At 40.7% G+C, this 22903-nt stretch carries 18 protein-coding genes and 1 other annotated feature; of the genes, 9 read left to right on the forward strand and 9 right to left on the reverse strand.

Translation table 11 applies throughout. The annotated features are described in order from the left end of the window. The first annotated feature begins 100 nt into the window (after positions 1 to 100). Positions 101 to 331, forward strand: coding sequence for a hypothetical protein (locus tag MHH41_RS15920; protein WP_003213489.1), 231 nt, complete (start codon positions 101 to 103; stop codon positions 329 to 331). Positions 332 to 360: 29 nt separating this feature from the next. Here the strand turns inward: MHH41_RS15920 and uvrA are convergent, their stop codons facing one another. The 3 genes from uvrA to MHH41_RS15935 form a co-directional block, all read right to left on the reverse strand. Further along, on the reverse strand, positions 361 to 3237 hold the full coding sequence (gene uvrA, locus MHH41_RS15925) for an excinuclease ABC subunit UvrA (RefSeq protein WP_340866546.1): 2877 nt from the start codon (positions 3235 to 3237) through the stop codon (positions 361 to 363). Positions 3238 to 3244: 7 nt separating this feature from the next. After that, entirely contained in the window at positions 3245 to 5230 is a 1986-nt protein-coding gene (uvrB, locus tag MHH41_RS15930; protein ID WP_050944300.1) for an excinuclease ABC subunit UvrB, read from the reverse strand. Positions 5231 to 5524: 294 nt separating this feature from the next. Further along, positions 5525 to 5770 (reverse strand): CsbA family protein, encoded by a 246-nt coding sequence (locus MHH41_RS15935; protein ID WP_340866547.1) that lies wholly within the window; start codon positions 5768 to 5770, stop codon positions 5525 to 5527. A 284-nt stretch (positions 5771 to 6054) separates the two neighbouring features. Between MHH41_RS15935 and MHH41_RS15940 the strand changes: the two genes are divergently transcribed. The 6 genes from MHH41_RS15940 (at position 6055) to MHH41_RS15965 (ending at position 13979) form a co-directional block, all read left to right on the forward strand. After that, on the forward strand, positions 6055 to 8586 hold the full coding sequence (locus MHH41_RS15940; protein WP_137054354.1) for a PEP/pyruvate-binding domain-containing protein: 2532 nt from the start codon (positions 6055 to 6057) through the stop codon (positions 8584 to 8586). 90 nt (positions 8587 to 8676) lie between these two features. Then, positions 8677 to 9249 carry a TetR/AcrR family transcriptional regulator gene (locus MHH41_RS15945; RefSeq protein ID WP_050944304.1) on the forward strand — a complete coding sequence of 191 codons (573 nt, stop codon included), beginning with the start codon at positions 8677 to 8679 and terminating at the stop codon, positions 9247 to 9249. Positions 9250 to 9289: 40 nt separating this feature from the next. Continuing rightward, a complete protein-coding gene (locus MHH41_RS15950) occupies positions 9290 to 10624 on the forward strand; it encodes an MFS transporter (RefSeq protein WP_137054353.1) in 1335 nt (444 codons plus the stop codon). Positions 10625 to 10900: 276 nt separating this feature from the next. Next, positions 10901 to 11884, forward strand: a complete 984-nt coding sequence (locus MHH41_RS15955; protein WP_003213342.1) for a YncE family protein — start codon at positions 10901 to 10903, stop codon at positions 11882 to 11884. Next, the gene (locus MHH41_RS15960; RefSeq protein WP_050944310.1) at positions 11881 to 12567 is read left to right on the forward strand and encodes a response regulator transcription factor; all 687 of its coding nucleotides are present in this window, start codon (positions 11881 to 11883) and stop codon (positions 12565 to 12567) included. The genes MHH41_RS15955 and MHH41_RS15960 overlap by 4 nt, the downstream gene beginning before the upstream one ends. After that, complete coding sequence (locus tag MHH41_RS15965) at positions 12564 to 13979, forward strand: HAMP domain-containing sensor histidine kinase (protein WP_106032161.1); 1416 nt, start codon at positions 12564 to 12566, stop codon at positions 13977 to 13979. Before MHH41_RS15960 ends, MHH41_RS15965 begins: the two co-directional genes overlap by 4 nt. 211 nt (positions 13980 to 14190) lie before the next feature. On the opposite strand, the gene MHH41_RS15970 is transcribed toward MHH41_RS15965, so the two are convergent. Next, positions 14191 to 15540 (reverse strand): amino acid permease, encoded by a 1350-nt coding sequence (locus MHH41_RS15970; RefSeq protein ID WP_050944314.1) that lies wholly within the window; start codon positions 15538 to 15540, stop codon positions 14191 to 14193. Positions 15541 to 15615: 75 nt separating this feature from the next. After that, positions 15616 to 15840: a binding site (T-box leader), on the reverse strand. A 90-nt stretch (positions 15841 to 15930) separates the two neighbouring features. After that, positions 15931 to 16605 carry an NAD(P)H-dependent oxidoreductase gene (locus tag MHH41_RS15975; protein ID WP_340866548.1) on the reverse strand — a complete coding sequence of 225 codons (675 nt, stop codon included), beginning with the start codon at positions 16603 to 16605 and terminating at the stop codon, positions 15931 to 15933. Between the two features lie 229 nt (positions 16606 to 16834). On the opposite strand from MHH41_RS15975, the gene MHH41_RS15980 reads away from it, so the two are divergent. After that, the gene (locus MHH41_RS15980) at positions 16835 to 17200 is read left to right on the forward strand and encodes a winged helix-turn-helix transcriptional regulator (RefSeq protein WP_050944318.1); all 366 of its coding nucleotides are present in this window, start codon (positions 16835 to 16837) and stop codon (positions 17198 to 17200) included. 9 nt (positions 17201 to 17209) lie between these two features. Here the strand turns inward: MHH41_RS15980 and MHH41_RS15985 are convergent, their stop codons facing one another. The 3 genes from MHH41_RS15985 to ctpB form a co-directional block, all read right to left on the reverse strand. Further along, positions 17210 to 18397: a PDZ domain-containing protein gene (locus MHH41_RS15985; protein WP_226804174.1), complete on the reverse strand. Its 1188-nt coding sequence runs from the start codon at positions 18395 to 18397 to the stop codon at positions 17210 to 17212. Positions 18398 to 18465: 68 nt separating this feature from the next. Then, on the reverse strand, positions 18466 to 18819 hold the full coding sequence (locus MHH41_RS15990) for a swarming motility protein SwrAA (protein ID WP_007500014.1): 354 nt from the start codon (positions 18817 to 18819) through the stop codon (positions 18466 to 18468). Positions 18820 to 19163: 344 nt separating this feature from the next. Further along, positions 19164 to 20612, reverse strand: coding sequence for a carboxy-terminal processing protease CtpB (gene ctpB, locus MHH41_RS15995; RefSeq protein WP_340866549.1), 1449 nt, complete (start codon positions 20610 to 20612; stop codon positions 19164 to 19166). A gap of 153 nt (positions 20613 to 20765) precedes the next feature. On the opposite strand from ctpB, the gene MHH41_RS16000 reads away from it, so the two are divergent. Next, a complete protein-coding gene (locus MHH41_RS16000; RefSeq protein WP_003213751.1) occupies positions 20766 to 21506 on the forward strand; it encodes a sulfite exporter TauE/SafE family protein in 741 nt (246 codons plus the stop codon). A gap of 50 nt (positions 21507 to 21556) precedes the next feature. Here MHH41_RS16000 and MHH41_RS16005 read toward each other — a convergent pair whose 3' ends face one another. Further along, positions 21557 to 22822: a murein hydrolase activator EnvC family protein gene (locus MHH41_RS16005; protein ID WP_106030060.1), complete on the reverse strand. Its 1266-nt coding sequence runs from the start codon at positions 22820 to 22822 to the stop codon at positions 21557 to 21559. Positions 22823 to 22903: the final 81 nt, after the last annotated feature.

Consider the following 22903-nt stretch of genomic DNA (forward strand, 5'->3'; position numbering starts at 1 on the left):
CACAAATTACATCTTTTTGCACCTAAGTGTAGATTCTTCACGGATTACCCTTTAAAATATGTTGAAAAGATGGTGATTATCATTATAGGGGGTAATTATTTTGACAGATCATCATAATACTAACCACACGGCTCAAACGCTTTTAGACCTTATACAGAAACAAAAAAGCATGAACAGCGATATGATCAGGGAGCTTGAGACCATTCATCCGTCTCATCCACAGTATGGTGATATCCGTTATTTAAAAGTACTGCTCGACAGCAGCAGCACGCATATTTTAAAGGATTTAACGCAGCTCAGTCATTTAATGCCAAAGGAAGATGCGCAATAAAAGAAAACCCCTCTTAACGAGGGGTTTTTTTATGATGAAGTCACACTTTCTGTTTCTTTGACCAACTGTTTCATTCGTTTACGGTCACGCTCTAAAATAGGCTTTAAGTATCGACCAGTGTAAGAAGCTTTTTCTTTTGCAATTTGCTCAGGAGTCCCAGAGGCAATGATCGTTCCGCCGCCAGCACCGCCCTCTGGTCCGAGATCAACGAGGTAATCAGCAGCCTTGATAATATCAAGGTTATGCTCAATCACTAGCACCGTATCTCCGTTTTCGACCAAACGCTGAAGCACTTTTAATAAACGGGCAATATCATCCACATGCAGACCTGTTGTCGGCTCGTCTAAAATATAAAGAGACCTTCCGTTTGAACGGCGGTGAAGCTCAGATGCCAATTTCACACGCTGGGCCTCTCCCCCGGACAATGTCGTCGCAGGCTGTCCAAGTGTAATGTACCCTAGTCCAACATCAAAAATCGTTTGAAGCTTCCGCTTAATTTTCGGGATGTTCTCGAAAAATTGGAGTGCGTCCTCCACGGTCATTTCAAGCACATCAGCAATGTTCTTCCCTTTATATGTGACCTCAAGTGTCTCGCGGTTATACCGTTTCCCGTGGCACACCTCACAAGGCACATACACATCAGGTAAAAAGTGCATTTCGATTTTAATGATGCCATCTCCGCGACATGCCTCACAGCGTCCACCTTTGACGTTAAAGCTGAATCTCCCTTTTTTATACCCTCGTACCTTTGCTTCATTGGTTTGTGCAAACACATCCCGCACATCGTCAAATACACCTGTATACGTGGCAGGGTTGGATCTTGGCGTACGGCCGATTGGAGATTGATCAATATCAATCACCTTATCTAAATGATCCATTCCTTTGATTTCTTTGTGATGTCCTGGCTTCGTCTTCGCTCTGTGCAGTTTTTGCGCAAGTGATTTTAATAGAATTTCATTCACAAGCGTACTTTTCCCTGAACCAGACACCCCGGTCACAGCTGTAAAGACGCCTAGAGGGAACTTCGCATTGACGTTTTTCAGGTTGTTTTCTTTTGCACCTTTGATCTCAATATAGCGGCCGTCAGGCTTTCTTCTTTCGATCGGCAGCGGGATAAATTTCTCTCCAGATAAATATTGTCCTGTTAAAGATTTCTTGTCCTTCATGACTTCTTCCGGCGTTCCAGCTGAAATCACTTCTCCTCCATGAACTCCTGCTCCAGGTCCAATATCAATCAAATAATCAGCGGCTAGCATCGTATCTTCATCATGCTCTACGACAATGAGGGTATTCCCGATGTCGCGCATGTTTTTCAATGTCCCGATCAATCGGTCATTATCACGCTGATGCAGACCAATAGATGGTTCATCTAATATATAAAGAACACCTGTCAGCCTTGACCCGATTTGAGTCGCCAGACGAATCCGCTGCGCCTCTCCTCCGGATAGTGTGCCAGCCGACCGGCTCAATGTGAGGTAATCTAATCCCACATTATTTAAGAAGGACAAGCGCTCTTTGATTTCACGTAAAATAAGCTGAGCAATCTGCAAATCTTTCTCAGACAACTCGATTTCACCATATAAATCAAGGGCATCAGAGACAGACAAATCAGTGATTTCTCCAATATGTTTGCCATTGATCAGAACCGCAAGCGTCTCTTTTTTCAGACGATATCCTTTACATGTCGGACATGGCTGGTTCGCCATATATTTTTCCATTTGCTCACGAATATAATCAGAGCTGGTTTCTTTATAGCGTCGTTCAATGTTACGAAGAACACCTTCAAATTCAATTTCATTTTCACGTACCTGACCAAAATCATTTTCATATTTGAAATAAATCCGTTCAGAGCCGCTGCCATATAAAATTTTATCGAATAAATGCGACGGTATATCTTTCACTGGAATGTCCATGTCGATGCCGTAATGTGTACATACTGCCTCAAGAAGCTGAGGATAGTATTGTGAGCTCTGCGGCTCCCAAGGGGCAATGGCATGCTGTCGTAACGTCAAATCCTTATTAGGAATGACAAGCTCAGGGTCAACTTCTAGTTTAGAGCCAAGCCCATCACAGCTCGGACAGGCACCAAAAGGACTATTAAATGAAAACATTCTCGGCTCAAGCTCACCAATAGAAAATCCGCAGTGCGGACAGGCATGATGTTCACTGAATAACAGCTCTTCTTGTCCAATCACGTCAATCATCACACGGCCTTCACCTAGTCGCAGCGCCGTTTCAAGGGAGTCAGACAGCCGAGCCGCAACGCCCTCCTTCACCACGATTCGGTCAATCACGACTTCAATGGAATGCTTCTTGTTCTTTTCAAGCTCGATCTCTTCTGATAGATCTTCCATCTCTCCATCGACTCTTACTCGCACATAGCCTTGCTTTCGAATTTGATCAAGTACTTTAACATGTGTCCCCTTGCGGCCAGATACGACCGGCGCAAGCACTTGCAATTTCGTTCTTTCTGGATATTCTAAAATACGATCTGTCATCTGCTCAATCGTTTGGGACGTAATTTCAATCCCATGTATCGGACAAATAGGTTTCCCAACTCGAGCATACAAGAGTCGTAAATAATCGTAGATTTCAGTAACGGTTCCAACTGTTGATCTAGGGTTCCGGCTCGTCGTCTTCTGATCAATACTAATCGCCGGAGAAAGACCTTCAATGGCATCTACATCCGGTTTATCCATTTGACCGAGAAATTGGCGCGCATACGCTGAAAGAGATTCAACGTACCTGCGCTGACCCTCTGCATAAATGGTATCAAAGGCAAGAGACGATTTTCCTGAACCAGATAAACCCGTGATGACCACTAGCTGGTCACGCGGGATATTCACATCAATATTTTTAAGGTTGTGGGCTCTAGCACCTTTCACCTCTATTCGTTCCATAGCCATCAGGCAATCATCCTTCCGCTTTTAGCTCTAGCAATAGATCTCTTAATTCTGCTGCTTTTTCAAAATCAAGCGCTTTTGCTGCATCTTTCATTTCCATCTCGACCTTTTCGATCACTTTTTCTCGTTCTTTTTTGCTCATTTTTGACAGCTTTGGTGCTGCATTTGTTTCATATTCTTCCGATTCTTCATGTATCTTTGTTGCTTTAATGGCATCTCTAATTTTCTTATGGATGGTTTGCGGAGTAATTCCATATTTCTCATTATACGCCTCTTGCTGCTCTCGTCTTCGCTTCGTTTCTTGAATCGCAATATCCATTGATTTGGTCATTTTATCTGCATACATAATGACCCGGCCTTCCGAATTTCTCGCGGCACGGCCTATCGTCTGGATGAGGGATCTTTCAGAGCGTAAGAAGCCTTCTTTATCTGCATCTAAAATCGTCACGAGCGAGACCTCTGGAATATCCAGTCCTTCACGAAGAAGGTTGATTCCCACAAGCACATCATATTTTCCAAGACGCAAATCGCGAATAATCTCAATCCGCTCAAGGGTCTTAATTTCTGAATGCAGATAATTAACTTTGATTCCGATCTCTTTTAAGTAATCTGTAAGATCTTCAGACATTTTCTTCGTCAGCGTCGTCACAAGCACACGTTCATTTTTCTCAACCCGCGCATGAATTTCTCCAATTAAGTCATCAATTTGCCCTTCAATCGGACGCACTTCAATGATTGGATCAAGTAAACCTGTTGGACGAATAATTTGTTCCACAACCTCAGGTGTTTTCTCAAGCTCATAAGGACCAGGAGTGGCAGATACATGCACAATATGATTAATATGCTTTTCAAACTCATCAAAGGTGAGCGGTCTGTTATCAAGTGCTGAAGGCAGACGGAATCCGTGATCAACCAACACTTGCTTTCTTGCTTGGTCCCCGTTGTACATCGCACGGATTTGCGGGATCGTCACATGTGACTCATCAACAACAATCATAAAATCATCCGGGAAATAATCAAGCAATGTGTAAGGTGTTGAACCAGGAGGACGCAAGGTCAGGTGCCTTGAGTAGTTCTCGATTCCTGAACAAAAGCCCATTTCTCTCATCATCTCAAGGTCATATCTTGTCCGCTGCTCAAGGCGCTGCGCTTCTAGCAATTTTCCATTATCTCGAAGTTTTTCGAGCTGCTCTTCAAGCTCTTGTTCAATATTAATAATCGCTTTTTCCATTTTTTCTTCTCTTGTGACGAAGTGAGATGCTGGGAAAATAGCCACATGCTCACGATCACCGAGTATTTCTCCAGTGAGTGCATCCACTTCACGAATACGTTCAATTTCATCACCGAAAAACTCCACTCTGATACAATGTTCATCACGTGAAGCAGGAAAAATTTCAACGACGTCTCCTCGTACTCGGAAGGTTCCGCGCTGAAAATCTATATCATTACGAGAATACTGAATGTCCACCAGCTTACGAAGAAGCTGATTGCGTTCAATCTCCATTTCAGTACGTAAAGACAGCACAAGCTCTCGGTATTCCTCTGGCGAACCTAAGCCATAAATACAGGAGACACTGGCAATGATGATGACATCTCTCCGCTCAAATAACGAGGACGTAGCGGAGTGCCTCAGCTTATCAATCTCATCATTGATGCTGGCATCCTTTTCAATAAATGTATCAGTCTGAGGCACATACGCCTCTGGTTGGTAATAATCATAGTAACTCACAAAATATTCGACAGCATTATTCGGAAAAAATTCCTTGAACTCGCTGTATAGCTGACCGGCAAGTGTCTTGTTATGCGCAATGACAAGTGTCGGTTTGTTCACTTCTTTGATCAGGTTGGATACAGTAAAGGTCTTTCCCGTACCTGTAGCACCTAACAGCGTTTGATGCTGTTTCCCCTGATGGATCCCCTCAACAAGCTTTTCAATTGCCTTCGGCTGATCTCCTTGGGGCTGATAGTTAGAAACTAATTCAAAGCGGTCACTCACATCAAAGCCTCCGTTTCGTTACGAAATCTATCTAATGAATATATTATCATAAAAGAACACAAAAATACGAACTAAAGTTCGGCTCTTACTTGATTTTTATTTCCAATACAGTCATACCCTCTCTTCAATACCAAATAACCCTCTTGCGAAAACCTTCCTTTCAGTATGGAACATTTTGGTGAGAGATATTCGATGAGCAGAAAAAGAGAACAAAAGAAAGCTGCACTCACTAGAATTCGTAAGCACAGCTTATAAAACGTCATCTTTCTGCCTAACACGCTCTTGATGATGATATCAATGATTTTTTTCAGCCCTTTCTCTCTTTTCAATTTCTTTTTTAGCCATATATAATGCCCCAGCTACTAAAGAAATGATATCTAATCCCACAATAAAGTAGGTTTCTGTATAGCCCTTCATGTACGAGGCAAATAAAAGCGCTGCTGTTAATGCAATGCCCACATAATGATTATAAGTAACCTTTGAAAATAAAATAACGAGCAGGAAAGGAAAAACAAGTGCAAATATGGCTTTTGTAATCACAAAAACCCTCCCTCTTCTTGGTCTACTCCCTTGATTATAGTAAAGATTGGCATATTGAACAATTCACAGTTTTCAATTTCACCTATTTTTCTTTCTGTTCGGAGACTTTTGTTATAGATATAGAAGGAAATTAGTGAGAATGTCCCCTTTGTAAAGATAGGTCTTTCCGTCTTTGACAGTAACATCCAATAAATCCTATGATTAAAATGATAGTGCGCACTATCATTTTAGAAACGATAGAGAGACAGACAAACCATTGGCTATTTGGATAAGGGGGCATTCCCATGTATTCAGTTTTATTTCATGCGGCTGAAGAATCCGCAGCACTCGCAGGGGCAAAAGGCCTGAATTTAATCAAATTAAACAATCACGGCCTGCCAGTCCCAGATGGATTTATTATCAAAACCAACAGCTTTTCAAGCTTTCTTTCATATCACAACCTGCATCCAACTGAACAAAACCTTGCTGACAAAATCAAAAAAGCATCGTTTCCTTCTCAAATGGAAGCAGAACTCCTTTCGTCCTTTCAATCATTGCGGAAGACTTATCCCTCAGTTGCAGTTCGATCCTCTTCTGTTGCTGAAGATCTCGAAGGCGCCTCATTTGCAGGACAGTACGAGACCTATTTAAATATCAAAACAAATGAAGAATTCTTACAGGCTGTCAAAGAATGCTGGTCTTCTTATTTTGGAGCAAGAGTGACAGAATATAAGGAAGAGATGGATGAAAACGAGGAAGAGATGCCGCTCATGGCTGTTGTCGTTCAAGGATTGATTCATTCTGACGTCTCCGGTGTCATCTTTAGCGAGAATCCCGTAACAGGAAAAACAAATGAAATGATGCTCACAGCAAGCTATGGACTAGGAGAAGCAATCGTCTCCGGGCTTGTGACGCCTGACACATTTGTTATAGACAAAGAGACACTTTTTATTGAAAAATCACTTGGAACGAAAGAGCTGCAAATTATCCCTTATCAAGAAGGTGTCATTGAACAAGCAGTAACGGAAGAAATGGCTGGTCAGTTTTGCCTGAATGATGAGCAATTAGAAGAAATCACGCAAATCACCAAACAAGTAGAAGCACTTTATGGTCATAGCGTCGATATCGAATTTGGAATAGCAAATGGCACATTTTATTTACTTCAAGCCAGGCCGATTACCGCAGCCCTCTCAAAAGCAGCAGATGAGACAGCGGGCGCTTCTTTTCAAATGCAGCCAGACGAGCTGCAGGATTTCTGGATCTCAATGGACGATCATCTGCCGGGCCCAACAAGTCCTCTCTTTTCAAGCCTGATCATCCCAGCATTAAAAAGCGGTATGAAGAAAAATGGTGAAAAATATCAAGTGCCTGATCTGAATATTAAAGATATCAAGCTTTATAGAGGTCACCTGTATTCATCACCGTCACTGCCTGAAGCAAGTGCAGAAGCTGCACCAGTTTTTGATGAGAGCATATTTGAGTTATTTCCGCATTTAAGTGAACGTATGTATGAGATTTTAGAGAAAAATTTCTTTCCCTTTTACGAAAAACTCGATCATAAAATGAAGGAAACGATGACCATTGAAGACGCCATCGTCGGCTTCGAAGAATTAAAGACTTTTTATATACAAGCATACGATGATCATTTTGATATTGTCATACCTCAAGTCATTTTATCGGCTATGATTGAAGACATGCTTGTGACGTATACTGGTGATCAATCACAAGTGATCCTGCTGCATGAGATGATGATAGGCGTGATGAACAAATCTCTTGAAACAGACAAGAAGCTATCTGATTTTGCAAAGAGTGTCCATCAAGATACTGAACTTCATCAAGCATTTATGAACCATGAAAAGAATCCAGCACTGCTTGATGCACTCACTCAATCGGAAAAAGGCAGACACTTCATTTCGACATTAGAAGAATTTCTTCAAGTCTATGGCTGGCGATCTGTTAAAAGTCATGACCTTACGGAAGAGACATGGGTGGAAAACCCTGAGTTTATACTAGATATCATCAGAAACAATATTCAACACCAAAGTGATTTTGATGAAGAATTTGCACAAGCCGTCATCAAAAGACAAGAGACATATGAACATTTTATGAGCCAAGTGAAGGATGAAGCGTTTAAAACGAAATTTGAGACTCTTTACCAATTCGCCCTACAGGCCACTAATATCCGTGACGATCACCACTTCTATATTGATGCCATGTTAGATGCTAAAGCCAGGGTATATCTATTAAAGATTGGTGAACTTCTTGTACAAAAAGGAGCGATCCCTCATCCAGAAGATCTATGGTACCTCTACGATGAGGAGGTACACACAGCGCTCACAACCTCTACATCATTTGATACGGTCATCGCACAAAGAAAAATTGACATGAAAGATAATGAAGCCATCCAACCACCAGCTTATATGGGTACCCCAACTGAAGCTGAATTGCAGCAAGTAGAAAGAATGCTCGGTTCATTAAGAGAAAATGAAAACAATACAAGTGATATGATCTATGGAATTGGCGCATCTAGCGGCATTGTTTCTGGAAGAGTAAAAGTCATTACATGTGCTGAGGAATTCTCACAATTTCAAAAGGATGATATTTTAGTTTGCAAAACAACCACACCTTTATGGACGAGCTTATTTAGAGATGCAAAAGCAGTCATCACCGATGCTGGAGGCATTTTGTCTCATTCAGCTATTATCGCTAGAGAGTATATGATGCCAGCTGTCCTAGGAACCCGAATAGCGACTGAAACACTTCAATCCGGTGACCTTGTGACAGTAGATGGAAGCAATGGACGCATTCAGATATTAAAACAGCATGCACGTGTCTAACTTTATCGTTTTGGATCATATTGGCGGTCATAGGTTTTATCGGTATACTTACTTTGTTGCAAACACATTCATAACCTGAGGTGAGTATGCTTGTTAAAATCTACAAATCAACGAATCATTCGCGCAACAATGGATTTATTGACTGAAAAGGGCTATCAAAAAACCACAACAAAAGAAATAGCCACAAAAGCGAATGTCAGTGAAGCAACAATTTTCCGCAACTTTAAAAACAAACGCGGCGTTATTGCTGCCATTATGAAAATGAAATCAACGCCGACGAAAACCTTAGAAGCAGAATTTAAAGGGGATTTATACACCGATTTAAAGTTTCTCGGTTCCTATATCCTTGAACATTTAACTTCAAAAAAAGAATTCATTTATATCAGCATGCGAGAACCGGCTATGTTTAAAGATCTGACCAGTCATGAAAAAATTTATCCTCAAGAACTAAGGGAAATGCTGATACAATACTTCAAAAAGATGAGTGCTTTGCATCATGTCTTAAAAGGAAAAGAAGACATTTATGCAGACATTTTCATTAGTACGTATTTCGGTTTTTTTATTCAGCAGCTTGAGCAAGACTTCCAGCTCGTATTAACACAAAAAGATGATTTTATTGAGACATACACACACATTTTCATGAGAGGAATTTCTCCCGCTTAAAGGGTGGAATTCTTCTTTTTTACAAAAGGTGGTATACACATTGAAATTGCAAAAAGAGAATTTGATCATCTATTCTTTGTTACTTGGAGCTATACTAGTTCCGGTCAACTCAACGATGATCGCAGTCGCTTTATCATCCATATCAACTTATTATGATCAATCCATTTCAAACATTACTTGGGTTGTCACGATTTATCTTATTGTCATGGCGGTCACACAGCCTATCGCTGGTAAGTTAGGAGATATATATGGACACCGCCGCATGTATTTAACCGGAGTGACACTCTTTTTAATCGGCTCGATTGGCTGTGCTTTAGCACCTAATCTAGCATTTCTCATCATCTTTCGCTCCATTCAAGCAGCTGGCGGGGCTATTTTAACACCGAATAGCATTGCTTTGATTCGTGCAACAGTCTCACCCGAAAAGCTATCTAAAACAATGGGTTACTTTGGATTTGGTGCTGGTATTGGTGCCGCACTTGGGCCATTTATTGGATCGATTCTCATTCAGAGTTTTGATTGGCATTCCATATTCTTAGTAAATATTCCATTTCTGTTTCTTACACTAGTCACCGGCGTCTTGCTCATTCCAAACATAAAGCATACACGCATACATGCAAGGGTAGATATGATCGGTTCATTGTATTTAACCATCGGAATTGCCACAATCATTTTATGCTCAAAAAGCCAGCTACTAAATGAATATTTAATTTATGGCATTCTAGCATTGATTGTCATTCCTTTATTCTTTAAACATGTACGGAAAGTAAAGAATCCCATTATCGATTTATCCCTATTTAAAAACAGTTCATTTACAAATGCGAATCTGTCGATCATGCTAAGTAATTTTGTGATGTATGCCATCCTTCTCATTATGCCGCTGTTTATGGAACAACAACTTGCGCTTTCTCATACAAAAAGCGGTATGATTCTATCGATATTTTCTCTTTGTATGTCTCTTAGCGGTTTATTAGGCGCAAGACTCCATCCAAAAAAAGGCGCGAAAAAAATGATTCGCTTTTCATTTCTCTGCCTTACTTTATCAGGCATCATGTTAATTACACTGAGTCAGTACCCAACCTTACCACTGCTTATCGTGACACTAGTCGCAGGTGGAATTTCATCAGGGATTGGTATGACAAGTATGCAGATGGCTTCTTTAACAGCTGTTGATCAAAGCTTAACTGGTTCGGCATCTGGTATTTTCTCAACCTTTCGATATTTTGGCAGTATCATTTCGTCGACATTGATTGGTATCATGAGTGGTTTCCAATCTTTATTTATTGTATTAATGGGCGCAGGAATCCTTGGCTTCCTTTTATCCCAACGCGTCAAAACGAAATCTACCTCTCCATCATCTGGGCATTCTGCCTAATCACTCCCTGCGCTCTATGGCGATTTAGAGCGGGGGAGTTTTCATTATTTTTATCACTGTAAGCTATAGCTGGCACAGGAATCAAATATTGAAAATCCTTTTTTAAAGATGAAAAAATGCCACATGAATAGACAAAAAAGGAACTTTAAATCGAATTGTCCTCATTCATCCACCTAAAATCTGTTTTTCATCTCTTTCAGCATTGATAACTTCGATTTTTTTTCACAATTTTTGTGGTATGCTTTTTGAAAATAGAGGACGCAAAGGAGCGGAAGAATGGAACGTGTAAAATATGTTGTGATCTATTTATCAGCTCTATTGTTATTCCTGTCAGGCTGTGGAAAAGACCAGCAATTTACTCCACCTGACAGCTCTCAATCGATCGCGGTCATCTCTCAATTAAAAAAAGCCTCCTTTTCAATAGTTGATTTACAAAAGAATAAAATGATCTCTTCCGTTGATTTAAAACATCCGCTCACTGATCTTATCCAAATCAACAAAGACGTCATCATCGCAACTAGTAAAGAAGGAGAATCGCTTATCGAAATTAATTTAAAAAAAGGTACAGCAACAGATTATATGGATGTGAATAAAGGGCTGACTTCCCTTACATATGATGCAGCTTCTCACACCTTAATTGCAGCAGATTCGCAGAAAAACGTCGTTTATTTTATTGATACGCAGCGTAAAAAAATAAAAGCAACTGTGAAGACCGGAAAGTTACCTTCTTCTATGACACTTTCTCCGTCAGGTACTTTATTTGTTTTAAATGCAGAAAGTCATACTGTCTCTGTTATAGATATTGAGAAGGAAAAACATATACGTACGTTCTCTGTACTTGAACGACCATCTGGTATTCATTTTGATGGACAATCCATTTGGATCGGTGGTCACGGTAAACCAGGCACCTTAAATAAGAGCATTTTTGCTTACGACCCTCAAACAGGTAAAAAGCAGCGAGAAATAAAACTAGGCGTTATGCCTGTTGCATTCTTTTCAGAGAAAAATTCTTCTACTTTATATGTACTTTGTCATGGAGATCATACGCTATACAAAGTAGATACAGAGACGAATAAGCAGCTTGCTTCTGTTGAAACTGGTCAAAATCCGAATTATATCACCGCTGATACCACATCAATATATGTGAGTAACTTAGATGACAATTCAGTATCAATTATCGATAAACATACATTCATGATGAAAAATCGACTGAATGTCCCATCAGGACCTTATGCTATCGTGTTGGAGGAAAAGAAATGAAAGAACAAATGCATATTTTAATTGTAGACGATGAGTTCGATATGCTTGAGTTAATCGGATCCTTCTTAAAAAGACAAGGCTTTCACATCATCACAGCTAGTAATGGAATGGATGCCTTACGTCAGCTTGAAAAGGAACCCGTTGACCTTGTAGTACTAGATATCATGATGCCTGATATGGATGGATTTGAAGTCTGCCAGCGTATCAGGCAAACATCTCAAATCCCCATCTTATTCTTAACAGCTAGAAGTTATGAGGAGGATCGAATTAGAGGCCTAGAAATTGGTGCGGATGACTACATCATGAAGCCTTTCAGTCTACGTGAGCTTGCAGCAAGAATTGAAACAACTTTGAGACGAATTAGAGGTCTTTCGCTAAAGCGCAGCCGCATACAGTTTGGTGACATGGAGATTGATCAGGATGGTAGACAAGTCTATATCCATCAGGAGCCCATCAATTTAACTAGAAGAGAATTCGATTTGCTCATGTTTCTTTTACTCAATCAAGGCCAAGTGTTTTCACGAGAACAGCTCTATCAAAAATTGTGGGAATCACATTCTACGAGCGGCTCTTTACGAACAGTCGATACACATATCAAAACGCTGAGACTGAAATTAAAGGGAGCGGAACGGCATATAAAAACCGTTTGGGGTGTCGGCTATAAGTTTGAGGAGGAAGAATGAAGCCTTTATCGATTAAAAAGAAAGTGCTCTTCTTAATCCTTGTAGTGACCGGAATCGTTGCTGCCTCAGCTCTTGCCCTCACCTATTACTTATACCAGCACTTGTATGTTGATAAGCAGATTGATTCCTTAAGTTTACAAGGTAAAAAGCTGGCACAAATTTATCATCAACACGGGAAAGATACGTATTTTACCGATAGAGTAAAATGGGCTAACGACTCGAGTCAGGCGAACATTATTTTTACAGATGACCCAATGGAGCTTTCAAGTGGTCTTCCTTTTGATACGAACACAAATGATAACCTCATTACGTTCAAGGAACGCCAAAAGCTCCTTCAGGGGGAAACCGTCGTGTTGATTAGAGAACACTCACAGTTTCATCAAGATATTCTTGGCATCGCCATCCCTGTTTTCTCAAGCAAAGATGAGCTATCAGGGACAATTTTTCTATCCATGCCCTTATCGGATGTATATGAACCCTTTGTCCAAATCAGATTGACACTTGGCATATCCATTTTATTAATTCTGCTCCTGATTTTCTTTATCGGATATAAGAGCTCCAATAAAGTCGTTCGGACAATTAATCAAATGAAAGAAATTGCGATGGAAATGGAATCTGGCGATTTTTCAAAACGGATGGCTGTGACCAAAAACGGAGATGAATTAAACCAGCTGAGCCGCTCTTTTAACAAACTGTCTTCTACCCTTGAAAAAGTTGAGCAGCACCGCAGGGAATTTCTTGCGAATGTCTCCCACGAACTTCGGACTCCGCTAAGTTATATGAAAGGATATGCTGAAGGTATTGAAGAAGGGATCATTGATCAAAAAAAAGGAATGCACATCATCCAGGATGAGGCCGCACGTTTAAGCCGACTTGTGCATGATCTTTTAGACCTTGCGCAGCTAGAAGGAGATTCTTATCCACTAACGATGGAGCCAATCGTCTTTGCTCAGCTGATTCATGACGTTCTTGATCAAATGGCATTTATCGCTAATCAAAAGGGCATTTATCTGAAACGGACACTTGATGAGGATTGTATTGTGTATGGCGATAGCGATCGGCTGCAACAAGTGGTTCGTAATTTACTGGACAATGCCATTCATTACACTCCCTCTGGAAAATCGGTCTCGATTGAATTACTAGTTCACCAACATAAAGCTGAATTGAGAGTGACAGATGAGGGCAACGGCATTCCAAAAGAAGACCTTCCACATGTTTCTGAGCGATTTTATCGAGTAAATAAGGCACGTACGAGAAAAGATGGCGGCTCAGGTCTTGGACTAGCTATTGTCTATCAAATCATGAAAAAACATCATGGCACGTTCGATATTCAATCTGAGCCAGGATGCGGTACGACAGCCATCATCCAGCTGCCAAATACTCCAGTCGTTGAAAACCTGCCAACGATATAACCAATTAGATTTTTTAGGTAAGGTCATTCGTTTAATCCAAATATACGCATCAGTCGCCTAAATTTGAACAGCTATTTTCGGCATCTTTTTGATCATCTACTTTTATGCATCAATTCCTTTCAAAAGGATAGTCGATTGCTTTCGTTCAAACAATAAAACTACATTAAAAAAGCGTGCGAGACCTTCTTCAAGAGTCCTGCACGCTTTTAAATTAAACAGCTGTTTCAAACCGCTTTCTATTGATGAAGAAAGAAAGCGTAATGATGAGATAGATACCCATTGTGACCAAGGTTTGGACAATCGGAGTTGTTGATACAACACCGATAAAAATGGCAATGATCGCAATGACAGAAAACCATGTTGTGAAAGGATACAGCTTGACGCGATATCCTCCTGGTGCTGCTACGCTTCGAGACTTTAGATGCCCGACAGCAATAATAAACCAGATGAATAAGACCGTGTAGCTTAAAGATCCCATTAAATAATTAAAGGTTTGACTTCCTACAAAAAGAGAGATTAATACGGCTACATACAAAGTAGATGTACATACTAGAATCGCTCTGACTGGCACCTGCTGTTTCGACAGCTTCGAAAAGCCCTTCCATATACGGCCATCCATTGCCTGTGTAAATAGTACCCTTGAAGAAGCATACAGACCAGAGTTCATAGAAGACAAGATTGCTAATAGAATAATCCCGTTCATGATATCACTTGCATATGGCACACCAATCGTTGCAAACACCGTGACGAATGGGCTCACTTGTTCATTGTTTACTTGATTCCAAGGAATTAAGCTGACGATGATGAAGAACGGAAGTACATAAAAACCGATGATTCGTACAAATGTACTTTGAATGGCTTTTGGGATGACTTTTTCAGGGTTTTTCGTTTCTGCTAATGTAACCCCAATCATTTCAGTTCCACCATATGAATACACGACCACCAGCATTGCCGCAATTAAGCCGCCTGTTCCATTCGGAAAAAATCCTCCGTGTTCGGTTAAGTTGGATAATCCCGGTGCTGCATGCTGTCCGAATGAGACAAACAGCATCGTTAACCCAATGATAATAAATAAAAGAATGACAGCAATTTTAATAGAAGCTAACCAGTACTCTGTTTCAGCAAACATTTTGACTGAACAAACATTGATCAATGTCACAACAAGTGAAATGATCAACACAAGTGTCCAAATCGGTACTTGTGGGAACCAGTACTGAATAAAGATTGCAGACACGATCGCTTCTGCTGCAATGTTCAACACCCACATTTTCCAATAGATCCAGTCTAAGAAATAGGCGGGGTATTTGCCTAACACAGGTTCAATTAAATCACGGAATGTTCTAGCGCCAGGTCGTGCAACTGTCATTTCGGCAAGTCCTTGCATAATAAATAATAAAATAAGACCACCAATCATATATGCCAAAATGACAGCAGGACCCGCGATATCAATGGCAGAACTGCTTCCTTTAAACAGACCAGCACCGATGGCACCGCCAAGTGCGAGCATCATGATATGCCTTGACGTCATTGTTCGTTTTAATTGCACATGTTCCTTTTCCATTTTCTATAGCTCCTTTAAATTTGAATCTTCAGACAAATATAAGATAAAAGCATATAAAAAGGCCAGTCATCTCCTTGAAGAGACGACTGACCTTGCAACCGCGTTACCACTCTTATTGACTCAGACATAGCTGAATCCAACTTGAAACCCGATAACGGAGGTCACACGTAAAGACTTACTATTCATTCAGTCTTGCCGCTCCTTGAGCGAGTTCAATGATTCGTTTTACTGCGTTGCACCAACCCGCAGCTCTCTTAGAAAACGGATATTCATTTACTATTCTCAAGTCAAAGCGTTTTATAGTCAATTTGTCTATTTATCAAAGATTTTATTTTTTAAATATACTGACTAACCACACAATTGTCAACAGCCTTTTTCAGACATTTTCTTTTAACGAATCCAAATGGCTACTTCATCCATTGGACGACGCGTTTTGCCGCGCTTTTGCTCAATGACTCGATACCCAAAGGCAGCCATGACAGAGATGTCGTACTGACCATCTTCAAGTAATCCTTCTTCCTCAAGCATACGATGAATTTCATCGTAGCTGAATCCCTCAACAGGGCATGAATCGATGCCGATTTGTGCTGCGGCTGTCATCATATTTCCAAGGGCAATATACGTTTGTTTGGAAGCCCAATCGAAGAGCGTGCGGTTAGTTTCCATCAAATGAAGATCATTCTCTTGGAATTGTTTGTAGCGTTCTTTTACCATCTCAAACGTTTCGTCTGTCATTCCTTTGATTTCCTTGTTGATGTATTCTGCATATGCTGAATCGTACCGGGCGTCTGTTCTTGCCAAAATGATCACAAAATGGCTGGCAGTTGGAAGCTGCTTTTGCGCACCCCATGTATATTCTTTTAATTTCTCTCTAAATGCTTCATTTTGAACGACGAGGAACTTCCAAGGCTCAAATCCGACAGAGCTTGGCGAAAGTCTTCCTGTCTCTAAAATGAACGCAAAGTCATCTTCTGGAATCTTTTTCGCCGGGTCAAACTCTTTTGTCGCATGACGGAATTCATACGCCTCAATGATTTCTTTTTTTAATTGCTCTTTGTCTCGCATGGTATTCATCCTTTCTAGTGAACGATTAGGGTGTGAAGTTTCACCAATCCAATTTCTTTCCATTCCCATATAGAAATTGTTATGATAAGAAAACAAACAACCCGAATGTGTGATGTGATACCTCTATGGTAAAAGAAAAACTTCCTTTGATTCAAGTACGCACATTTTTGTTCGTTAGGTACAATCATGTTCGTTTATCACCCATTTCGCCTTAGAAAGGAGTGTAAAGATGAGTGCACCATCCAATCCAGTCAGTATTGTCAATCATGGCTGTCCCGTTTCCACCACAACGAGTGTAATAGGAGGAAAATGGAAAGGAGTGATCCTTTATCATTTGACTTGCGGTCCAAAACGATACAACGAATTACGCCGGCTTCTGCCAAGGATTTCTCAGCGTGTTCTTACGCTGCAATTGCGCGAGCTAGAACAAGACGGCGTTGTTCACAGAGAAGTCTATGAGGAGGTCCCTCCTCGTGTCGAATATTCACTCACTTCTTTAGGAGATACGTTAAAGCCTATCATCTTCGCTATGCGTGAATGGGGCGAATCCTATGGAAAAGAAGCGCGTCCAAAAGAAAAAAGCTGCCATCTCTAGCAGCTTTTTTTATGATGAAATCGCCGTTGATTCTTGCTGTGGATCATCCTTCACAAACAGGATGCCAAGCTGATGATGCTCCCCTTCGTAAGAAGCACGTTTCTCAAACCTTGTCTGACCATTCAAGCCAATGATCTCAAGCTTTGTCAGAGCACGATTGGTTTGAAGGGCTTCGTAAAATTCCGAAACGGTTTTGACTTCAATTCCATTCACCTTTGTAATGACTTCTCCGATCTCAAGCTTTAAATCAGCTGCAGGTGTATTCGGAATGATTCCCAGCACCATTAGCCCTTGATTACGTTTAGAGAAGTAGAATGGAGCTGCATTGTCGTTGACTCTCTGTTTCCATGAAAGGAAAGCTCTTCCGGCAATCGCTATCAATACAGCTGCCCATGCAATCGGCGTAAACCAAATACTTGCAGCACCTAGTAAAGCAACAGCGAGTCCTAGCATGAGAATGCGCCGTGCCGTAATTTGAATGCTGACAATTGGCAGCGATCCTTGAATCCGCTGCCCGAAACCGATGATGTATGGAATCAAAATAAATGAAAAGCTTTGATCGTGTACTTGAAGCACCGGCCACCATGGCAGAGAAGAAGTAAATTCACCTGCCGGCATCAGCAAAACAAGCGGTAAAAGCCACAGACGATTTGCCCGCTGCTGGCCAATCAAAAGTCCTCTCGCACTCATCACCATTGCAGGCGATGTTCGTAAATGCGCCGTTCGATAGGCTAGAATCCCCTCGGTCATTAATAAAAGTCCTAGCAGAATAACAACGGCTGATGTATTCATCATTGAGAGCTGCGGCAACCATGAATGGCTCACTTGGAAATACATCAGTCCAAGTGCCGCAATAAAGCTGAAACCGAGTGTGTATGCAGACGAAAGCGCACTCGCCTTAAAGAATAAAGAGCAAACAATGGTCATCGCTGCAATCAGCACGATGAATCCAGGCGGGAGGGCAATCCCTAAGCCTACTGAAATGACGGATAGGCAAATCCCTAGAATCCATCCCTTTGAATATGTAAATTTAAGTTCATCGTATACATCTTCTATTCTTGTTTGAAACGCTTTTCTCTCCCGCTTTACGCGGATGTAGCCATGTAACAGGCTGATTAATATCATGAAATAAAAAAGAGGGTGGATTAAAAACAGACCGACCGCTTTTAATCCAGCTCCCATCCACTCCGAGCTCATTATCGTTCACCGCCCAAGTCAAGCATTTTCTCTTATTCTATCAAATAAATCGATGCTTGACACCAGGTTTATTTCTCCTGATTCATCCAAAGTGTGACATTCGACAGTGAAAAATCTTTTAAGTAGTGATTGACATCTACATCTAGTATCCCGCCGAGCAGCTGCATCGACCTCTTGATGTCGGTTAAGTTTATACCAAGTCTCTTATGATTATCCATTAAATAATTGAAGTATATCTCAGCACAGTCTTCATCGATTTCGTCGACTGATTCTACCGTTGTGTAATTGACCAAGTACCTGCTTAACAGCATGAGCAGACTTAATGCCTTTGTAGCGGAAAACGTCACATCTTTCGTACGACTCTTAAGCTCCTCTACCAACTCGTAATATTTTTTCTCTCTCACAATACTTGCCCTTTTCAATTGTGTACCCCCATTTACTAGTTCTTTTAAGAAAAGCGCAAACCTCGGTACAGCTTAATGCTCAAGCTGAATATCCGCAAAAAATAAAATATTTAAAATGAGTGCTACTTTATATTGTAAGAATTATTTATGTAACATACAACTTTCAAAAGTTTCATTTTCATGACATGTTTAAATCAACAGAAAGTCTCTTATATAAATATGTTATCGGGTAAAATCGAAGGAATGTTATGTTTTTTGTAAAATAAATGAATATATTTCTCGATATAATTTATTTTTAAGAATAAACTATTACATGTTTGTGACACTTATGAACCAAAAAAAAGAGGCATTTATTCGCCTCTTTATTTTTTAAGATATAGTGCTTTTAGTGCAGTCTGCAGTTGAAGATCATTTTTTTCATAGGATTTCACTTCATCCACCATTTTGTTCATCATTTTCGCTGTCTTCAGATCAATTACACCTGATTTGTTGAGATTGTATGTGCTTTGGAAGGCTAATACCGCCTTTTTCGTTTCTTCATCAAAGTAGCCGTCTACTCTGCCGGGGTCGAATGACAAGCCCTTTAATAGCGTCTGTGCTTGTCTTACTTCTTCATTGTTCATATCAAGCTGAAGTGGTTCTTTTAGCTGAAGCGGTCCTACAGTAAAGTAATCTGGCTGATGAATCGCAATCGTCGGTACGACACCTTTTTTGTGAATCCAATTTCCTTTTGGCGTGAGCCATTTATACAGCGTTAATTTAATGTTACTGCCGTCACCCATTGGAACCGCCTGCTGCACAGTGCCTTTCCCAAAGGAGACATCACCGACGACTTGATATTTTCCGGCTTCTTTCATAGCACCAGCGAGTATTTCAGAAGCGGATGCACTGCCTTTATCAATTAAGACATTAACTGGGTAAGGCTTCTGTTCTTTCCGCTTTGAAAAATAGCGTTTCCTGTCGCCGTTCCGTTCTGCAATTTGAATATAAGGCTGATCTTTTGTAATAAAATGTTTCAAAATGTCTTCTACACTTTGCAGATAGCCGCCAGGGTTTCCTCTCACATCAAGCACAAGACCTTCTATGCCCTTTTTCTCGAGCTGTTTCAGGCTTGATGTGAAATCCTTCGCAGTATCTTCTGAAAAGCTTGAGATCGCGATATAGCCTGTTTTATGACCATTTACCTCTTTCACAGAGGAAGTCACGGTTTCAAGTGGGATTTCTTCTCGTTTGATATGGAATGTTAACTCTTTTTCAATCCCATTTCGTCTGATTTTCAGAGCGACGGATGTTCCTTTTTTCCCTCTTATTTTCAGTACAGCATCGTTTAAGCTTTTTTCTTTCATCGACTCACCATCAATGCTGATGATTTCATCTTTCGGCTTTAGACCTGCTTTTGCTGCAGGGGATTTTTTAAAGGCAGAGACGATAATGATTTTTCCTTCATCCATCCCCACTTCTGCCCCAATTCCCTCAAAAGAAGAATCAAGCGAATCAGAAAATTGCTTGGCGGTTTGCTTGTCCATGTATACTGAATACGGATCATTTAAAGTTGAAAGCATTCCTTGAATGGCGCCTTCAAGCAGCTTTTGGCGATCCACTTCCTCTACATATTCATTCGAAATAAGGTCATAGGCTTTCTCAATTTTCTCCATCCCATTCTCTTTCGCCTTATCACTTGATTGAGCTTGTCCAGCCATTGCAGCAGCTGCTTGCGGTGACTCCGCATGAGTTCCCTCTTTATGCGTCATCACCCCTGCACTGATTAATAGAACGACACTTGCCATAATAGATGCGATTTGTTTTTTCATATTTGGCCTCCTTCTTCAACTCTTCCTGATGACCTGAGTTATTATATGCCAGAAGAAGGGATTTCATGTAAAGACATTCTGCTGCGAAGGCTTGACTAATTATTTTATTAGGTGTAATTTTTATTTTGTTATGATCGAGAAGGAGTCTTCGCTATGTATATTATATTGACGATGCTATTATTAGGAATTTTATTAGGATTTGTAGGAGCAGGCGGTGCTGGTTTTGTCATCGCATTGCTTACGTTAATTTTTGATATCCCTATCCATACCGCACTTGGGACATCTTTAGCCGCAATGGCATTTACGACGTTATCAGGTGCATACAGCCACTACAGGGAAGGGAATATTCAGCTGAAATCTGGTTTGATTGTCGGAGCTTTGGCTTGTGTGGCTTCCTTTGCAGGAGCTAAGATTGCTCCTTTTATTCCAGAAGGAAATCTGCACTATTTAACAGCTGGCATGCTCTTTTTATCCGCTGTGTTTATGATGATCAAATTATTTGTTCTGAAGGAAGAAGCTGAGCAGCAGCCGCTTTCTTCACGTCAGCTGCTCATAAGGGGTATTATTTTAGGACTTGTATCCGGATTGCTGTCAGGTATGTTTGGTATCGGGTCCGCACCATTTATCCAAGTAGGACTTTTGATTTTACTGAGACTTTCCATTCGACAGGCAGTTGGCACGACGATGCTTGTCATTATTCCAATTTCCATCGGTGGTGGAATTGGATATATTACAGAGGGCTATGTTGATTTTATCTTGCTCATTCAAATTTTAATCGGAACAGTATTAGGCGCATATATTGGCGCAAAATTTACACGCCTTGCACCGAAGCTTTTATTGAAATCGGCTGTACTGTTAACACCTATTATTGCCGGTTTACTGCTGTTATTTTAATTTTATTTAGAATAAAAAAAGCCGATAACGTGATGTTATCGGCTTTTTGATTAGCGAATATATTGCGCTGGATTGACTGCATTTGATTTTGCGCCATTCCATAATCCTTTATGAATTTCAAAATGGAGATGCTGACCATCTGACTGGCCTGTATTACCCATATATCCAAGGAATTGTCCTTGCTCGACTCTCTGCCCTGTGGACACACTTCTTGTAGATAGGTGGGCATATACCGTTTGAAAGGTCTGTCCATTGATATTATGCGTAATGAATATCACATTCCCGTAGCTCGATGAGTAGCTTGAGTTCGTGACTGTTCCAGATGCAGCTGCGACGACAGATACTGTGCCTTTTGCTGCAATATCTAATCCGAAGTGGTTTCCGCCAGAACGTCCGCCAAAGCCAGATGAGAATCGGCCAGCAGCTGGTTTAATAAAGCCTGAGCTGCTTGCTGGTGTATCAGATACTTGATCTGAACCGCCACTTTGAGGTGTAGGTGCACTTTTTTCAGCAGCTGCTTGTTCTGCTTTCTTTGCTTCTTCCTTTTGGCGGCGTGCTTCCTCAGACTTCACAGCCGCTTTTTGGTTCGCTAAAATTTCTTGTTCATTTTCAAGTTTGCCTAATTCATCATGGGCATGGTTCTTTTTATCTGTTACATTCCCTAAGATTTTTTCTTTTTCTTTTTGCTGTTTAGACAAATCCTTTTTCAACTCTTCTAGCTCTTTCAGAGATGTTTCAAGTCCACTTAGCTGATTATTTAGCTCTGCTTCTTTTTGCTCCACCAGCTTTAAATCATTTTCATGTTCTGTAATCATGTCTTTGTCTGCTTCGACAATGGTTGTAACAGCTCCAACACGACCGACAAAATCACTAAAGCTGCGAGCACCCAGCAGCACATCTAAATAGTTGATCGTACCGCCGCTTTTTTGCATCGAACGAATTCGATCTTTGAAAATAGCTTTTCTTTTTTCAATTCGATCATTGATGACTTGAATGTCTTTTTTTAGTTTCTTGATCTCTTGCTTCGTTTGTTTGACTTCTTTTTCTTTTTCTGCGACTTTTTCAGTTGCAGCACTTACCTTGTGGTCAATCTTTTCAATTTCTTTTTTGAGCTTGGATTCTTTCTTTTCAAGCTTAGCTAGCTCTGATTTCTTTTTCTTCAAAGTTGATTCAGTCTTTGATGTTTTCTCTTCGATTTGTTGACGTTTTTGATCTAGGTCTTCGTATGCGAATGCACGATTCTCGTTCCCTGGAATATATAGCCACGTTGTTCCAATAAACGCTGCCATTCCAGCCATCATCAGCTTTCTTTTCAAAACGATATTCCCCTCCTATGACAACTGTCTGCATGAAGAGTCGACCGGATGAATCGGTTCAACCGGTCACACCTTCTATCA

The organism is Bacillus sp. FSL K6-1145, from assembly GCF_038003425.1.
GTDB classification, from domain to species: Bacteria; Bacillota; Bacilli; order Bacillales; family Bacillaceae; genus Bacillus; species Bacillus pumilus.

Excerpts from the sequence above, each read along its gene's own strand:
- MHH41_RS15985 (WP_226804174.1), bottom strand. The coding sequence starts at position 18,397 with ATGAGCTCGGAGTGGATGGGAGCTGGATTAAAAGCGGTCGGTCTGTTT.
- MHH41_RS15970 (WP_050944314.1), bottom strand. The coding sequence starts at position 15,540 with ATGGAAAAGGAACATGTGCAATTAAAACGAACAATGACGTCAAGGCAT.
- MHH41_RS15960 (WP_050944310.1), top strand. The coding sequence starts at position 11,881 with ATGAAAGAACAAATGCATATTTTAATTGTAGACGATGAGTTCGATATG.
- MHH41_RS15955 (WP_003213342.1), top strand. The coding sequence starts at position 10,901 with ATGGAACGTGTAAAATATGTTGTGATCTATTTATCAGCTCTATTGTTA.
- MHH41_RS15965 (WP_106032161.1), top strand. The coding sequence starts at position 12,564 with ATGAAGCCTTTATCGATTAAAAAGAAAGTGCTCTTCTTAATCCTTGTA.
- ctpB (WP_340866549.1), bottom strand. The coding sequence starts at position 20,612 with ATGAAAAAACAAATCGCATCTATTATGGCAAGTGTCGTTCTATTAATC.
- MHH41_RS16000 (WP_003213751.1), top strand. The coding sequence starts at position 20,766 with ATGTATATTATATTGACGATGCTATTATTAGGAATTTTATTAGGATTT.
- MHH41_RS15975 (WP_340866548.1), bottom strand. The coding sequence starts at position 16,605 with ATGCGAGACAAAGAGCAATTAAAAAAAGAAATCATTGAGGCGTATGAA.
- MHH41_RS15980 (WP_050944318.1), top strand. The coding sequence starts at position 16,835 with ATGAGTGCACCATCCAATCCAGTCAGTATTGTCAATCATGGCTGTCCC.
- MHH41_RS15940 (WP_137054354.1), top strand. The coding sequence starts at position 6,055 with ATGTATTCAGTTTTATTTCATGCGGCTGAAGAATCCGCAGCACTCGCA.
- uvrA (WP_340866546.1), bottom strand. The coding sequence starts at position 3,237 with ATGGCTATGGAACGAATAGAGGTGAAAGGTGCTAGAGCCCACAACCTT.